Source organism: Thermoanaerobaculum aquaticum (assembly GCF_000687145.1).
Taxonomy (GTDB): Bacteria; Acidobacteriota; Thermoanaerobaculia; order Thermoanaerobaculales; family Thermoanaerobaculaceae; genus Thermoanaerobaculum; species Thermoanaerobaculum aquaticum.
In genome coordinates this window covers 25,691-40,472 of sequence record NZ_JMFG01000016.1, presented here as the reverse complement: position 1 = coordinate 40,472, position 14,782 = coordinate 25,691, and the positions used below count along the sequence as shown (strand labels likewise).

The 14,782-nt window shown below is 64.1% G+C and carries 16 protein-coding genes; 5 read left to right on the top strand and 11 right to left on the bottom strand.

Annotated elements, in window-relative coordinates; translation table 11 throughout:
• Position 1: 1 nt before the first annotated feature.
• Positions 2-667, bottom strand: a complete 666-nt coding sequence (locus EG19_RS06430) for a cytochrome c3 family protein (protein ID WP_081799986.1) — start codon at positions 665-667, stop codon at positions 2-4.
• A 237-nt stretch (positions 668-904) separates the two neighbouring features.
• Between EG19_RS06430 and EG19_RS06425 the strand changes: the two genes are divergently transcribed.
• Positions 905-1,213, top strand: a complete 309-nt coding sequence (locus tag EG19_RS06425; RefSeq protein ID WP_152543956.1) for a hypothetical protein — start codon at positions 905-907, stop codon at positions 1,211-1,213.
• 66 nt (positions 1,214-1,279) lie between these two features.
• Positions 1,280-3,469, top strand: coding sequence for a TonB-dependent receptor (locus EG19_RS06420; protein WP_081799985.1), 2,190 nt, complete (start codon positions 1,280-1,282; stop codon positions 3,467-3,469).
• Positions 3,470-3,543: 74 nt separating this feature from the next.
• Here the strand turns inward: EG19_RS06420 and EG19_RS06415 are convergent, their stop codons facing one another.
• The 10 genes from EG19_RS06415 to cmk form a co-directional block, all read right to left on the bottom strand.
• Positions 3,544-4,428 (bottom strand): YicC/YloC family endoribonuclease, encoded by an 885-nt coding sequence (locus EG19_RS06415; RefSeq protein WP_038048787.1) that lies wholly within the window; start codon positions 4,426-4,428, stop codon positions 3,544-3,546.
• Positions 4,425-6,278 carry an ABC transporter ATP-binding protein gene (locus tag EG19_RS06410; protein WP_038048785.1) on the bottom strand — a complete coding sequence of 618 codons (1,854 nt, stop codon included), beginning with the start codon at positions 6,276-6,278 and terminating at the stop codon, positions 4,425-4,427. The genes EG19_RS06415 and EG19_RS06410 overlap by 4 nt, the downstream gene beginning before the upstream one ends.
• On the bottom strand, positions 6,275-7,396 hold the full coding sequence (gene lpxB, locus EG19_RS06405; RefSeq protein WP_038048783.1) for a lipid-A-disaccharide synthase: 1,122 nt from the start codon (positions 7,394-7,396) through the stop codon (positions 6,275-6,277). The genes EG19_RS06410 and lpxB overlap by 4 nt, the downstream gene beginning before the upstream one ends.
• Positions 7,372-7,695, bottom strand: coding sequence for a VanZ family protein (locus EG19_RS06400; protein ID WP_038048917.1), 324 nt, complete (start codon positions 7,693-7,695; stop codon positions 7,372-7,374). Before EG19_RS06400 ends, lpxB begins: the two co-directional genes overlap by 25 nt.
• 13 nt (positions 7,696-7,708) lie before the next feature.
• Positions 7,709-7,888: a hypothetical protein gene (locus EG19_RS06395; RefSeq protein WP_152543955.1), complete on the bottom strand. Its 180-nt coding sequence runs from the start codon at positions 7,886-7,888 to the stop codon at positions 7,709-7,711.
• Positions 7,888-8,283 carry a DUF6677 family protein gene (locus EG19_RS06390; RefSeq protein WP_038048779.1) on the bottom strand — a complete coding sequence of 132 codons (396 nt, stop codon included), beginning with the start codon at positions 8,281-8,283 and terminating at the stop codon, positions 7,888-7,890. The genes EG19_RS06395 and EG19_RS06390 overlap by 1 nt, the downstream gene beginning before the upstream one ends.
• Positions 8,270-8,779, bottom strand: coding sequence for an HIT family protein (locus tag EG19_RS06385; protein WP_038048777.1), 510 nt, complete (start codon positions 8,777-8,779; stop codon positions 8,270-8,272). Before EG19_RS06385 ends, EG19_RS06390 begins: the two co-directional genes overlap by 14 nt.
• Positions 8,776-9,048, bottom strand: a complete 273-nt coding sequence (locus EG19_RS06380; protein ID WP_038048775.1) for an HU family DNA-binding protein — start codon at positions 9,046-9,048, stop codon at positions 8,776-8,778. The genes EG19_RS06385 and EG19_RS06380 overlap by 4 nt, the downstream gene beginning before the upstream one ends.
• On the bottom strand, positions 9,045-10,832 hold the full coding sequence (locus EG19_RS06375; RefSeq protein WP_053334996.1) for a 30S ribosomal protein S1: 1,788 nt from the start codon (positions 10,830-10,832) through the stop codon (positions 9,045-9,047). The genes EG19_RS06380 and EG19_RS06375 overlap by 4 nt, the downstream gene beginning before the upstream one ends.
• Positions 10,833-10,916: 84 nt before the next feature.
• On the bottom strand, positions 10,917-11,639 hold the full coding sequence (cmk, locus tag EG19_RS06370; protein WP_053334995.1) for a (d)CMP kinase: 723 nt from the start codon (positions 11,637-11,639) through the stop codon (positions 10,917-10,919).
• A 38-nt stretch (positions 11,640-11,677) separates the two neighbouring features.
• On the opposite strand from cmk, the gene EG19_RS06365 reads away from it, so the two are divergent.
• The 3 genes from EG19_RS06365 (at position 11,678) to EG19_RS06355 (ending at position 14,603) form a co-directional block, all read left to right on the top strand.
• Entirely contained in the window at positions 11,678-12,100 is a 423-nt protein-coding gene (locus EG19_RS06365) for a nucleoside 2-deoxyribosyltransferase (RefSeq protein ID WP_038048773.1), read from the top strand.
• Positions 12,097-12,999, top strand: coding sequence for a DMT family transporter (locus tag EG19_RS06360; RefSeq protein WP_081799984.1), 903 nt, complete (start codon positions 12,097-12,099; stop codon positions 12,997-12,999). Before EG19_RS06365 ends, EG19_RS06360 begins: the two co-directional genes overlap by 4 nt.
• Positions 13,000-13,169: 170 nt before the next feature.
• On the top strand, positions 13,170-14,603 hold the full coding sequence (locus EG19_RS06355; RefSeq protein ID WP_038048769.1) for an aldehyde dehydrogenase family protein: 1,434 nt from the start codon (positions 13,170-13,172) through the stop codon (positions 14,601-14,603).
• Positions 14,604-14,782: the final 179 nt, after the last annotated feature.

Here is a 14,782-nt window from a genome sequence, read left to right as displayed (position 1 = left end):
CCTAGCGGTGACAGGTCCAGCAGTCGGTGGAGGGGCGAACGCCCAGCTGCTCCCGTAAGCGCCGTCCGTAAACCTCCGGCTTTTCAGGGGGAACCCAATCCATGCTGGTGACCAGCTCCGGTGGCCGCAGGTGGGGTTCAGGGTTGCGGTGGCAATCCAAACACCAGCCCATGGAGAGCGGCTCCACCTGCCGCACCACCTCCATGGTGTCCACCCGCCCGTGGCAGGACACACACCCCACACCCCGTCGCACGTGGGCCGAATGGTCAAAGTACACGTAGTCCGGCAAGTCGTGGACCCGCACCCAGGGGATGGGCATACCGGTGGCGTAGCTCTCCCGCACCGAAATCAGCTTGGGGCTGGTGGCCCGCACCCGCGCATGGCAGTTCATGCAGGTTTGGGTGGGAGGGATGGCGGCTTTGGCCGCCACCTCCACGGTGTTGTGGCAGTACCTGCAATCCAAACCCAGCTGACCCACGTGCAAGGCGTGGCTGTAGGGAACCGGTTGCTCCGGGGCATAGCCCACATCGGTGGTACGCGGGGAAGCCCCGTAGCCCACCAGCACCACCAGGTACACCGGGACCACCACCAGAGCCACGCCCACCACCACCCGCAGCTGGTTTGTCCAAGAGGGGAAAACCCACCGAGACCGCCCGTGTTCGCTCACGATCGCGCATGCTAGCGAGACGGAAAATTGTTGTCAATGGTTTCGAGTCGCAAAATCACATTTAGGGAAAAATCGAAATGAGACACCAATGGTCGTAACGATCCTGTTTTCGATATTTCTGCAACACCATCGACCGCTCGCCTTCTTTCTCCCGCCAGCCGGCCTCGGGGGTCGCCAGGGTCGCCATACTGCCCCGTTGGGGCTGGACAACCGAGGGCAGGTGTTAAACTTGAGATCGTGATGCAGGTCGCGTTGCGCCGCTTCCGGCTCGGTTTGGCCGCGCTTTTCCTGCTGTACGGGAGCGTGCAGGCGCTGCCCCATATTCACGCCCAAGCCAGTAGCTGCTCTTTCAAGGCCACGCCCTCTTCCTCCTCGCCGGTGCATCGCTGTTTTCACTGCTCCATACCCCACGGCCAGGCTCTGGCGCCCGAAAGCACCTTCTCCCTCGGGCTTCCACCGCTGGTTTCGCCCTTCCATGGGGAAAGCTTCACGCCAGCTCCGGCGGCCTTCCGCTTTCCCGGCCAACCCCGTGCTCCTCCTGCTTAGCCTCTAGCTTTTTTCACTCCTAACGCACGAAAAAGCCGCTTTTGCTAAGCAGATAAGGAGCAAGCCATGAAACGAAAGCCTTTGATTTCATGCCTCTTGGCATGTTTGTTGATGTTCGTTGTCAGCGAGAGCCACGCGGTGGCGAACCCTACCGCCAGAGAAACCGCCACGCTGGTGGTCACGGTGGTCACCGCTCAAAAGCAAGCGGTGGCCGACGCGGAAGTCACCATCGTGGGAATGCCTTTCCGCGCCCGTACCAACTCCCAGGGCCAAGCGCGGCTTGAGGGTCTCAAGCCCGGGCGCTACCTGGTGCAGGCAACCACACCCACCGGGGAAACCGCCTCCCAAGAGCAAGCAGTCACGCCGGGTGGCGAGCTTTTCTTGGTCCTGCAGGTACAGCCGGCCACCTTCCACGAGGAGGTTTTGGTTTCCGCCGCCCATCCCGAAAAGATGACGGAAACCGCAAGGCCGGTTTCGGTCTTGACCGGCGATACGCTGCTTTTGGCAGCCCAGCCCAGCCTGGGCGAGACGTTACGGGAGCAGCCAGGGGTGACCGCAAGCTTCTACGCCCCCGGGGCCAGCCGCCCGCTTTTGCGCGGGCAAGGGGGTGACCGGGTGCGCATCCTGCAGTCGGGGCTGGACGTGGGCGATGCTTCCGACACCAGCCCGGATCACGGCGTGGCACTCACCCCCTTCGGTCTCGACCGGGTGGAGGTGCTGCGGGGTCCCGCCGCCCTGCTTTACGGCACCGAAACCCTGGGTGGCGTGGTGAACACCGTGGGTGGCCCGGTACCGCAATCCCCCGCCGATGCCCCGCTTTTGGGGCAAACCTGGTGGTCGGTGGGCTCCAACGGCTGGCAAAGGGCGCTCGCGGCCAACCTCCAGGGCCAGCGAGGAGCATGGAGCTGGCAAGCCACCGGCAGCAGCCAACGTCAAAACGATTACCGCAGCGCCTGGGGAAAGGTCAAAAACAGCTTTGCCGACAGCGACGATGCCAGCATCGGCCTTGCCCGCTTCACGGACGGCGGGTTTTTAGGCGTAGGCTTCGATCGCCACCAGAGCACCTACGGCAGCCCCGTGGAAGAAAACGTCCACGTGGCGCTTTTCCGGCAAAGGTGGGAAGCGCGGGGGGAGCTGCCGTTATCCTGGGGAGCGCTAACCCGCGTGCGCTTCGGTGTGGCACAGGTGGACTACCACCACCAGGAGTACGAAGGGGACGAGGTGGGAACCCGCGTGCAAAACCAGCAAACCTCCGCTCGTCTGGAGCTGCACCATGACGCTATTTTCGGCTTTTCCGGCATCCTCGGGTGGGAAGGGCAAAGCCGGGATTTACAGGTTAAAGGCGAGGAGAGCTATCTGCCTCACACCCAATCCCAGAAAGCCGCGGTTTTCCTCTGGGAACACGGCGATGCGGGGCGGGTTCACTGGGAGCTGGGAGCCCGGTGGGATCACGTGCGCCACGACCCCCGGGGAGAAAACCCCCGTCGCGGTTTTGATTTTGCCAGCCTCACCACCTCGGCCACTTTCAAGCTTTCGGACAACCTCAAGCTTTACGCCTCGCTAGGTTACACCGGCAAGGCCCCCAATCCGGAAGAGCTTTACTCCCACGGCCCCCATGCCGCTACCGGCCTTTTTGAGGTGGGCGATGACCGCTTGCAGTTGGAACGAAACCGGCACGGGGAAGTGGGGGTGCGCTGGTCCATCGCCCGCCATTCCCTGCAGCTCAACCTGTTCCGCGCTGAGGTGGCCAACTTCACGTTCCAGAACCTCACCGGTGAAGTTGTAGAGGACCTTCCGGTAGCTGTCTTCCGCCAGGCCGATGCCCGTTTCTGGGGTGCGGAGCTTTCCGGCCATTGGGACCTCCTCACCGACCCCGCATCCCACCTGGAGCTCACCTACGGTGGCGATATGGTCCGCGGCGAGCTGCAAGGAAGGGGTGGAAACCTGCCGAGGATACCTCCGGCGCGCCTGTTTGCCCGCCTGGAGTGGCACGTCGATCCCTGGAACCTGCGGTTGGGCCTGCAAAGGGTGCTGGCGGCCACGCGCATTTCCCAGTGGGAAACACTAACGCCCGGCTACACCCTTGTGGATGCCGCCGTGGGCTTTCGCCTGGCCGGCCAACGCACCGCCCACATCCTCTGGCTGCAGGGGGCTAACCTCACCGACGCCAAGGCCCTCAACCACACCTCGTTTTTCAAAGAAAAAAGCCCGCTACCCGGGCGCAACGTGTCGGTGCGGTACCAGCTGGTTTTTTGATGGGAGAAAGGGGCGACCCGCCAGTCGCCCCCACGCTGTACCCCTTATCGTTGTGGGCGACCTGCCGGTCGCCCCTACTCGAGGTTGGCGCACTGCTCCCGCAGGCGCTCCACCGCCGCCTTGGCCTCCACCAGCCTTTCGCCCACTCCCACTTCCCGCAGCTTGGAGCCGGCGGTGTTCAGCTCCCGCAGCATTTCCTGCACCAAAAAATCCAGCTTGCGGCCCACCGCGCCTCCTTCCGCCAGAAGCCCGCGAAAGTGCGCCACATGGGCCAGAAGCCTGCTCTGCTCCTCGGCCACATCGCTGCGCTCCGCCAACAGCGCCGCTTCCTGCGCCAGCCGCAGCTCGTCCACCCCTTCCGAACGCAAACCTGAAACCCGCTCCAAAAGCCGCCGGTACAGGGCCTGGCGCAGACCCTCCCCTTCCCTGGCCAGAAACTCCGCAAACCCCTCCACCACCGCCAGCTCCCTTTGCAAGGAGGGAAGCAAAAGCTCCGCTTCCCGGGCGCGGGCGGCGGCAAGCGCCTCAAGCGCTTCGCCCAACAGGCCCAGCACCCCCTCCTGCTCTTCGGGGGTCAGTGCCTCCTCGCTCGCCTCCACAAAACCGGGAACCGCCAAAAGCTCCCCAAAGTGCAGGGGCGCCAGCTCCAGCTCGGCAGGCTTAGCCTGCAGCTGCTGGGCCAAGGCCTTCGCCACCTCCCAGTTCAACCGCAGAGCCTGCTGCCAGTCGGTGCGCTTAAGCTCCAAGACCAGGCTCACCCGGCCGCGGCTGATCCGGGTGCCGACCTCCCGCCGGCAGGCCAGCTCCAGCTCGGGGTAATCGCCCCGGGGCAGAAAGCGCAGGTTGATCTCCAAGCCCCTGGAGTTCACCGACCACACCCGCACCCGCGCGGAAAGCCGCGGGGAAACGGCACCTGCCGCTTCCCCCAGGCCGGTCATGGAGTAAAGCCGCCCGCTCATTCGGAAAGCCCCTGCAGCTCCGCCAAGCGGGCGTAAAGCCCGCCCCGGGCCATAAGCTCCCCGTGTGTGCCTTCCTCCACCACCTTGCCTTGATCCATCACCGCAATCCAATCGGCGTTGCGGACGGTGGCCAAGCGGTGGGCGATGACCAGCGTGGTGCGGCCGCGCATGAGGTTCTCCAACGCCTTTTGCACCACCGCCTCGGCTTCCGCATCCAAAGCCGAGGTGGCCTCGTCGAGGATGAGGATCGGTGGGTCCTTGTAGAGCGCCCGGGCCACGGCAATGCGCTGCCGCTGGCCGCCGGAGAGCTTGACCCCCGCTTCCCCCACCACCGTGTCGTAGCCCTCGGGGAACTCCAGGATGAACTCCTCGGCAAAAGCCGCGCGAGCGCAGGCCCGAAGCCTTTCTTCGTCAACGCGCTCCTGACCGTAGGCGATGTTGGCGCGAATGGTGGTGTTGAAGAGCACCGTCTCTTGCGTAACCAAGCCGATAGCCGCCCGCCAGGAGGCCAGCGTAAACTCGCGGATGTCCACACCATCGGCGGTGATCACGCCTGAATCCACATCCCAAAACCGCGGCAAAAGCTGGGCCACGGTGGACTTTCCCGCCCCCGAAGGGCCCACCAGGGCCACCACCTTGCCGGCGGGAATCACCAGGTTGAAGTCCCGCAGCACCGGTTTTTCCGGCTCGTAGGCAAAGGAAACGCCCTCGAAGCGGATAGCCTCTCGCAAACCCGTAAACGGCCTGGCGCCGGGTTTGTCAGCAATGAGCACCGGCGCGTCCACCACCGCAAAGACCCGCTCGCCGGCGGCAATGGCCATTTGCATCGCCAGGTTGAGCTTGTTCAGCCGCTTGATGGGGTTGTACATCCCGTAGAGGGCAAACAAAAACGAGGTGAAGAGCCCTACGGTCATCTCCCCGCGGGAAATCAGGTGCGAAGCGTATCCAATGAGGGCCATGGCGCCGGCCACCCCCAGCACCTCCATCACCGGCGCGTTAAGCGCTTGCACCTTGCGGGCTTTGAGGTTGGCCTTGAAGTGGCGGCGGGTGGCCTCGCGGAAACGGGCCGATTCGAAGCGCTCCATGCCAAAGGCTTGCACCACCCGATGGCCCTTGAACACCTCGTCCAAAACGGTGTTCATCTCCCCCAAGCGCTGCTGGCTTTGGTGGGAGCGCTTGCGGAGCTTGCGGGAAAAGTGCCAAATGGGGGCAATGAGCAGCGGGGCCACCACCAGCGCCGCCAGGGCAAAGCGGAAGTTCAACGAAAAGGCGTACACCAAAAGCCCCACCACCGTGAAGGAATCCTGGAAGAGATCCCCGAAGCGATCAGAAATCGCCGCGGTGATTTGCTCCACGTCGTTGGTGACGCGGGACATGAGCACCGCTGTGGGTTGCTTTTGAAAGTACGCCGGGGATTGCCGCAACAGGGCATCCACCAGCTGGTCCCGCAAGTCCTTGACGGTGGCCAGACCCGTTCGGTAAAAGGCGTAATGCCCAAAGTAGGTGAGGGCGTTCTTTACAAAAACCGTGAGCAACACCAGCACCGCCAGCGACCAGCGGTCGGAGGGCAAATGGGCGGAAAGCAGGTCCCTCGCTCGCTCAAACTGGTGCTGGAGCGCGCGCACGACGGGGTTAGGCGCCTTCTTGGGCGCTGCCGAAGCTTGTCCGGCCACGGTCTTGCCCAGGATCTGCTGGGCTGCCCCTGCCCCCAGCATGTTGTCAAAAAGCGGCACCACCAGGTACATGAGGAAAACCGTGGCCAGCGCCACCCCAGCCATGCCCACCACCGCCACTGCCGCCCACCCCATATGCGGCCGCGTGTAGCGCAAAAGACGCAAAAGGACCTTCACCGGCCAGCCACCTCGAGGACTTCTTCGGCAGCCCGGCGAGAGGCACCAGGACCACCCAGCTTTTCCCTCACCAGCGACAGTTTACGCCGCTGGATTTCCCCTTCCTCGCCAAGCAGGGCCCGCCCCGCGGCCGCCAGCGAGGTGGCATCCAGCGCATCCTGCACCAGCTCCGGAGCCACCCGCTCCCCGGCTACCAGGTTCACCAAACCCACGTGGGGAACCTTCACCAGCAAGGAGGCCAGGGCAAAGGACAACGGGTGAAGACGGTAGGTCACCACCATGGGGACCCCCAAGAGCGCGCACACCAGGGTGGCCGTTCCGGAAGCCACGAAGGCTGCCTCACATTGGGCCAGCTCCTGGTAGCGGTGGTTTTCCACGAACTCCAGGCCGGAGCCGTCAGGGCCGGCCAGGGCCTGCAAATCTCCAGTAGAAAGACCGGGGGCCACGATGACCTTGCCCGCAAGCTGCGGATCTTCATCACGCAGGCGGTGAAAAGCTTCCAGCATCACCGGCAAAAGCGCTTCCACCTCGTGCCGCCGGGAGCCAGGCAAAAGCGCCAGGGCGTGCTTGCGCTCCTGGCCCACCACAGGGGGGATAGACGCCAACTCGTCCACCAGAGGGTGGCCCACGAAGCTGGCGTTCACCCCGTGCTGGCGGTAAAAGTCAACCTCAAAGGGCAGAATGCAGAGGACCTTGCGCACCACCCGGCGGATGAGCTTCACCCGCCCGGAACGCCAAGCCCAAAGCTGCGGGGAAACGTAAAGCACCACCGGGATGCCGGCCCGGGACAAATGGCGGGCCAGGGGCAAGTGGAAGTCCGGGGAGTCAATGAGCACCGCCACATCCGGGCGAAACCTCAGAGCCTCCCGCCGCACGTAGCGGGCCAGCCGCCATAAGCGCGGGAGGTGCTGCAGCACCTCGAAAAGCCCCATCACCGAGAGCTCCTCAGCGGTGGCCAGGGGCTTTAAGCCTTGCTCCCGGAGGCGCTGGCCGCCCACCCCACAGGCCTCCACGGTCGTCAACGCTTGCAGCTCCCGGAGGAGATGGGCGCCGTGCTGATCGGCGGAAGCCTCAGCAGCGGAAAGGAAAACCCTCACCATGGGCGACGTACAAGCCATGCGCCCAGGATGGCGCCCAAAGCATCAGCCAGCACGTCCGTAACTTCCGCCGAGCGGCCGGGGACGCTCCTCTGAAGCCATTCGAGGAGCATCCCGTGGCCCGTGGCACCAATAGCCGCCGGAACAAAAGCGTCCATGCCCCGCCGCAGCACCCACGCCAGCACCCCGTAAGCCAACCCGTGGCCCAGCCAATCGGGGAAAACTCCCAGGGCATGGGGAAGCCGCGGGCGCGTGCCGACCCACAGGTAAACGGCCGCTAAAACCAGCGAAAGCACCAGGTATTGGCGTTTTGTGACCACCTTGAGGCCCACGCTAGGAAGGGCGGGGAAACGGGTACATGAGCCAACCCACCCCCACCGCACCCAAGAGCAAAATCAAAAAGACCTTCAGGAAGTAGCGGCGTCGCTCGGCGGCATCCCGCTTCCAGAGGAAGGAAAAAAACGCCGCCAACAGCAAAGCGTGCAGGGTCATGAGCGTGAAGTGGTCAGCCATCACCACTCCTTTTTGCCCACCGCAATATCGTAAGCGTCCAGCATCAAAAGCAGGTTCATCACCCCAGCGGTGAGCAGGAACGCGTTGCCGTACTCGTAGGTCACCGCCGTGGGCACTCCATCCCCCAGGCCCAAAAACTTGGCAACAAAAAACAAAACGCCGTTGCCCAGGGTGGCTAGCGTGGCAAAGTAGGAAAGGGGATCACCGGGCTTGGGCAGGATCAGCTCCCCCTGGCAGAGGATCCCCACCACGAAGCTCACCACCACCACCAGAGCAAAAACCGCGGCGCGCTGCTTGCGACCCAGAAGCAGATGGGCCAGCCCCGGCACCAGCCAGGCCGCCACCACGGCCAAAGTGGGAGACACAGGCGTTGGGCGTTCGCTAGCGGCCGGCATCGTTACCCTCCAAAGCGCGGGTGAGTTTTTCCCAGGTGACCTCCAGATCTTCGGGAACCACCCTCACGGCAGCGTTGGTGGTCATGAAGTTGGTGTCCCCCCGAAAGCGGGGAACGATGTGCAGGTGCAGGTGGTCGGCAATGCCGGCTCCCGCTGCCTCACCAAGATTGAAGCCCAGGTTGTAGCCGTGGGGGTGGTACACGCGGTCTAAGGCCCGCACCAGCTTTTGCCCTAGCTCCATGAGCTCCGCCAGGGTTTCGCGATCCAGCGCGGTGAGGTCGCCGGTGTGCGCCTTGGGGGCCACCATCACGTGGCCGGCGGTGTAGGGGTAGCGGTTGAGGAGGGCAAAGACCCTTTCCCCCACCGCCACCGTGAGGGTTTCGCGCCCGCCGGAGATGGCAGCGCAAAAGATGCAGGTACCGGGTACTTCACTGGCCTTGGACACGTACGCGAAACGCCAAGGAGCAAAGAGGTGAGCGAGCCGCCCCGAACTCAACCCAGTTGCTCCTTCAGCTCCTTTCCGGGCTTGAAGTAAACGACCTTTTTTGCCGCCACGGCCACCTTTTCTCCGGTGCGGGGGTTACGCCCGGTGCGGGGTTTCCGCTGCCGGAAACGGAAGCACCCAAACCCCCGCAGCTCGATTTCCTCCCCCCGTCGCAACGCTTGCACCATGGCTTCCAGCACCACGTTCACCGCTTCGTTGGCGCTTTTGAGCGGCAAACCCAAATGGTTGGTGAGGGCCTCCACGATTTCCGCGCGGGTCATGCCTCCTCCTTACCTTCGGCCTCAGGGACAACCGATTCCTCCCCTGGTGCCACCAGGTCTTCAGGCTCCTCGCCCAGCTCTGGGGTTGCCGCTTCCTGCACCTCTTCCGCTTGCGCCTCCGGCGCGGCAGCTGACTCCTCGCTTCCGTCCGGCTGAGTGATACCGCGCAGCGAAAGCCCGATGCGCCGCTCAGCGAAATCCAGCCGGATCAACCGGCAGCGCACCTTGCGCCCCTTGGGAAACTCCTCCGCCAGCGGTCCCGAAGACAGCCTCTCCACCTCCGAGACGTGGCACAAACCCTCCACGCCCGGCGCCAGCTCCACAAACAAACCAAAATCCGTGACGTTAGTGATGTACCCGTCCACCTCGTCGCCCACTTGGTGCGCGGACGCAAAGGAATCCCACTCGTTGGGCAGCAGCTCCTTCATGGACAGGGAAATCCGCTGGTTCACCACGTCCAGCGCGGTGATGATGGCTTCCACCTCCTGGCCTTTTTGCAGGATCTCGGAAGGATGGGAAATGCGGCGGCTCCAACTCATATCGGAAATGTGCACCAGACCATCCACCCCCGGGGCCAGCTCCACAAACGCTCCAAACTCCGTGAGGTTGCGCACCTTGCCGGTGACCTTTTGCCCCACCCGGTGGGTGGCGGCGAAGTCCTCCCACGGGTTGGGCTCAGCTTGGCGCAGCGAAAGCGACAAGCGTCTTCTCTCCACGTCCACTTCCGTTACCACCACTTCCACCTCTTGACCAACGTGCAAAAAGCCCTTGGGGCTCTTCACCTTCTTGGTCCAAGAAAGCTCGGAAACGTGCACCAAGCCCTCGACCCCTTCTTCCAGCTCCACGAAAGCACCGTAATCAGCAAGGGAAGTGACCTTCCCCCGCACCTTTTTCCCCACGGGGTACTTGGCTTCCACATGGGTCCAGGGGTCTTCGAAGCGCTGGCGGTAGCCCAAAGAAACCCGGCCCTTTTCGCGGTCCACCTTGAGCACCACCACCTTGGCCTCGTCGCCCACCTTGAAGTACTCGCTGGGGTGCCCCACCCGGCCCCAGGAGATGTCGGTGACGTGCAAAAGCCCGTCAATACCGCCCACGTCAATGAACACGCCGTAATCGGTCACGTTCTTGACGGTGCCGGTGACGATCATCCCCTCTTCCAGCTTGGCCAGGGTCTCTTCCCGCTGGGCGGCCAACTGCTCTTCCAAAATGGCCTTACGGGAAATCACCACGTTGTTGCGCCGACGGTCAAAGTTGATGATGCGGGCCTCCACATCCTGGCCGATGTAATCCTCCAGCCGCCGGATGGGGCGCACGTCCACCAGAGAGCCGGGCAAAAACGCCCGCACCCCAATGTCCACGGACAGGCCGCCCTTCACCCGCTCCACCACCCGCCCGCGCACCGGGGTCTTTTCCCGATAGGCGGTTTCCAAGACCTCCCAAATGCGGATGCGCGCCGCCCGCTCCCGGGAAAGCTTGATCTCACCGGTGGTAGGGTCGAACTTCTCCACGAGCACATCCACCTCGTCGCCCACCTTTACCGTGAGGTTGCCGTCCCGATCCAAAAACTCCGAGCGTGGGATTACGCCTTCGGTTTTAAAGGAAACGTCCACCACCACGTCGTCGTCCGTGATGGCCACCACCACGCCGGTAACCACGTCACCGGCTTGCAGGTGACCAAAGGACTCCGCCATGAGCTCTTGCAGGGTTTCCCGGTTCAGCTTGCTCGCTTCCTCCTTGACAGGCCCTCGCCCCGTCTTGGCTTCGTCGTTGCTGATGGTGCCCACTCATGCCTCCTTCGAGCGATGCCGGCCGGCACCGCGATGCTTGCTCCACAAGCGCGTAAGGTTAGCGGTTTCTGGCTTTTGCTGTCAAGTTTTGTTTGCTGGTAAGTCAGGGCGCGCGGAGCCGCGCAGCCGCTGGTGGGTGAGCTTCAAAAGCTCTTCCACCACCTGCTCCAGGTTCAGGTCGGAAGTATCCACCACCATGGCATCATCGGCCGGCCGCAAGGGCGAAACCTTCCGGGTGGAATCACGCAAGTCTCGCTCGCGGATTTCGCTGACAATAGCTTCCAAATCAGCCTTCACCCCTTGTTTTGCCAGCTCGTCGTAGCGCCGCTTTCCTCGCACTTCCGGGCGAGCGGTGAGGAAAAACTTCACCCTGGCCTGGGGAAAAACCACGGTGCCAATGTCCCGTCCCTCCATCACCGCACCCGCCTGACCCAGGGCCCGCTGACGCCTCACCAGCTCTTCCCGCACCTCAGGCACAGCCGAAACCAGCGATGCGGCCCGGGAAACCTCCTCCCGCCGCAGGGCGGAGGTCACCTCTCTGGCGCCCAGGAAGACCCTAGGCGACGCTGGCGTTCCGCCAAACCGCACGTCCAAATGCCGGGCGAGCAAAACCAAACGGGCCTTGCCCTGCTCATCGGGAGGCAGGGCAATCCCTTGCTCCAGGGCCAAAAGCGCTACGGCCCGGTACATGGCACCGGTATCCACGTAGGGAAGACCCAAGCGCGCGGCCAAAAGCCTTGCCGCTGCTGACTTTCCGGCCCCTGCCGGGCCATCAATGGCAATCACCAAAGGTTCTTCCGCCACGGGCTTGGAGTTTACCAGCAGCCGGCTAGACTTACCGCATGCGCGTGTACCTGGCCTGCGCCATGACCAACCCCCACAGGGACACCACGGCCGTGGAAGAGGTGTTGCGGGCCTTGACCGCCTCGGGCCATGAGGTGCTCACACCCCACGTGGTTGGCGAGGTGGAACAAGCATCGGACCACCTGCTGTCCGACCGGGAGCTGGCCCAGCGGGACCTGGCGTGGCTTTCCCAAGCGGACTGCCTGGTGGCGGAGGTCTCCACCCCTTCCCACGGCGTGGGAATCGAGGTCATGGCAGCCGTAAGCGTGGGCAAGCCGGTTTTGGCCATGGCCCGGGAAGAGGTGCGGGTTTCGCGGTTACTGGCGGGGCTTCCGGGCCTGACCTTGGCCCGCTACTCCAGCCCTACCCAGGCGGTGGCGTTGGTGCGGGCTTTTTTGGAAAGCATTGGCGGGAAAGCATGACCATGCCGCCCCGCCCGCGTTCCCCCTTTGGCGTGGCCGATCTGGTGCTGGCCACGCTTATCGTCATCTGGGGTGCCAACTACTCGGTCATCAAAGCCTCTTTTCGCTTCTTCTCCCCTCTGGCCTTTAACGCAGCCCGTTTCACCTTGGCTACCCTCACGGTGTTGGTGCTGGTCAAGCTTTCCGGGCAAAGCCTGCGGCTACCACCGCAAGAGCGCAAACAGGCCGTCATTGCCGGCCTTTTGGCCAATACCGTGTATCAGCTCTTCTTCATCCTGGGTTTGGCTCGCACCACCGCCGGCAACGCCGCCCTGATCCAGGCCACCATGCCCATGCAGGTAGCGGTCTTAAGCCACCTTTTGGGGCGGGAACGGCTTTCGCTGCGAGCCTGGTTCGGGGTGGCTCTAGCCACCGGCGGGCTCGCCATGCTCATCGTCCTCCGCCAGGGGGTGAGCCTGGACCTTCGCCACCTGGGAGGGGACGGGCTGATGTTGGCGGGGGCCTTTACCTGGGCGTGCTACACGCTTTACGCCGATCCCCTGCTGGCCCGCGTCCCCGCCATGAAAGCCACTGCCGTTGGGTTTCTCGCGGGGGCTCCACCGCTGGTGCTGGTGGCTCTCCCCGAGCTCACCTCCCAGCCGTGGCAGGAGCTCCCGCTTCCGGCCTGGGGAGCCCTGGCCTTTTCCGGAGTGCTTGCCATTGGGCTGGGCTACTTGGGATGGAACTTCGCCCTTCGCCAGCTGGGATCCACGCGCACCGCCGTGTACTCCAACGCCACCCCGGTGGTGGCCGCGGTTACTGCCTGGCTTACCCTGGGTGAGCGGTGGAGCCCGGGGCAGCTGGTGGGTGCGGTCCTGGTGCTCACCGGCGTCATCATCACCCGAACCGCGCGACGGTAGCGTTACTGCGTCGCGATGTAGCGGGAGCGCCCAGGAGGGAACAAATCCGGCCGCTGGGATGGTTTTGAGGAAGCGGAGGCTTTGCCTCCCCCGAGCTTCCGCTCGGGCGGGCCGCTTTTCGGGGGGGAAGCGGCCCGGTTTTTTTTGGCTACCATGGCAGTGGAGGGACCATGCGCAAAGAAGGTTTGCTCCTGGCCGGCACAGTGACGAAGGGCAAAACCGCAAGGAAAATCCTCTCCCCTTTCGATGGGGCCGTGGTGGCGGAGGTGGCGCAGGCCGAAGGCGAGCAGTTGCGCCTGGCGCTGGAGGCGGCCAAAGACGCCCGCACCTCCATCGCCAGCCTCCCCCCCCACCGGCGGGCGGCGATTCTGGAAAACGCCGCAGCGCGGGTGCAGCAAGAGCGGGAGTTTTTGGCCCAGCTTCTGGTGGAGGAAGCGGGAAAGCCGCTGGCGCTGGCCCGCATTGAAGCTGACCGCTGCGTGGAAACCCTGCTGGAGTCGGCGCGGGTGGCCCGCAGTGCGCAAGCCAGGCTCTTGGACCTTTCCGGGTTCCCCTCCGGGGAGGGCCGCTGGGGCTTGCTTCGCCGGGTGCCCGTTGGGGTGGTGGTGGGCATTACCCCGTTCAACTTTCCCCTGAACCTGGTGGCCCACAAGATGGCGCCGGCGGTGGCGGCGGGCTGCCCCATCATCCTCAAGCCAGCTTCGCAAACGCCCTCGCCGGCTTTGCACCTGGGCCGCATCTTGGTGGAGGCGGGGCTTCCGCCGGAGGCGATTTCCGTGCTTCCTTGTGCCGGGGACGCGGTTCAGCAGCTGCTGGAAGCGCCCGAGGTGCGACTTTTAACCTTCACCGGCTCGGCAGCGGTGGGATGGAACCTCAAGAAGCAGTGCTGGGACAAGCGGGTCACTCTGGAGCTGGGGGGCAATGCGGCGGTGATCGTGGAAAAGGACGCCGGTGATCCCGAGGTCATCGCCCACCGCATTGCCCTGGGGGCCTTTGCCTACGCCGGGCAGTCCTGCATTTCCGTGCAGCGGGTGCTGGTGGCCAAAGAGCTTTACCAAACCATGCGAGAGGCCCTGGTGGCCGCCGCCGAACGCTTTCCCACCGGCAACCCCACCGACAGCCAGGTCCTCTGCGGACCCATGATTTCCGCTTACGATGCCCAACGCATCGTGGACTGGATTGAAAGCGCCCGCACCCGTGGCGCCACGCTTTTAACCCGCTTTCGACGGGAAGGCTCGGTGGTTTGGCCCGCGCTTCTGGAAAACGTGCCCCACGACCACCCCCTTTGGTGCGAGGAAGCGTTCGCGCCGGTGGCGGTCCTGGAGCCTTTTGAGGACTTTGCGGAAGCCATTGCCAAGGTAAACGACTCGCGCTTTGGCTTACAGTGCGGGGTGTTCACCCGCGATTGGGGCAAGATCCAGCAAGCTTGGGAGGGCATCGAGGTGGGGGCGGTCATTGCCAACGACATCCCCTCCTGGCGTACCGACCCCATGCCCTACGGCGGCGTGAAGCAATCGGGGTTTGGGCGGGAGGGCCCGGCTTGGGCCTTTGAAGAAATGACTGAGCTTCGGCTTCTGGTGCTTACCAAGCCCCCGGGTGCGTAGGAGCCGGGAAGCAAGCCGGCGCTTACGCTTGCTCGACACTCTGTTGACACAGAGCGTTTTCAGTCACATATTTTTCTTAGAGCGCACCTGGCGCTCGTTTGCGCTTGCTCCCCCCAGCGCGGTGAGGAGACCCGGTGCACCACTCCGGGGAACCCACCGCAATGCGGGACTTCGGTCCC

Excerpts from the sequence above, each read along its gene's own strand:
- EG19_RS06420 (WP_081799985.1), top strand. The coding sequence starts at position 1,280 with ATGAAACGAAAGCCTTTGATTTCATGCCTCTTGGCATGTTTGTTGATG.
- EG19_RS06415 (WP_038048787.1), bottom strand. The coding sequence starts at position 4,428 with ATGAGCGGGCGGCTTTACTCCATGACCGGCCTGGGGGAAGCGGCAGGT.
- lpxB (WP_038048783.1), bottom strand. The coding sequence starts at position 7,396 with ATGGCTTGTACGTCGCCCATGGTGAGGGTTTTCCTTTCCGCTGCTGAG.
- EG19_RS06395 (WP_152543955.1), bottom strand. The coding sequence starts at position 7,888 with ATGGCTGACCACTTCACGCTCATGACCCTGCACGCTTTGCTGTTGGCG.
- EG19_RS06390 (WP_038048779.1), bottom strand. The coding sequence starts at position 8,283 with ATGCCGGCCGCTAGCGAACGCCCAACGCCTGTGTCTCCCACTTTGGCC.
- EG19_RS06380 (WP_038048775.1), bottom strand. The coding sequence starts at position 9,048 with ATGACCCGCGCGGAAATCGTGGAGGCCCTCACCAACCATTTGGGTTTG.
- EG19_RS06365 (WP_038048773.1), top strand. The coding sequence starts at position 11,678 with ATGCGCGTGTACCTGGCCTGCGCCATGACCAACCCCCACAGGGACACC.
- EG19_RS06360 (WP_081799984.1), top strand. The coding sequence starts at position 12,097 with ATGACCATGCCGCCCCGCCCGCGTTCCCCCTTTGGCGTGGCCGATCTG.
- EG19_RS06355 (WP_038048769.1), top strand. The coding sequence starts at position 13,170 with ATGCGCAAAGAAGGTTTGCTCCTGGCCGGCACAGTGACGAAGGGCAAA.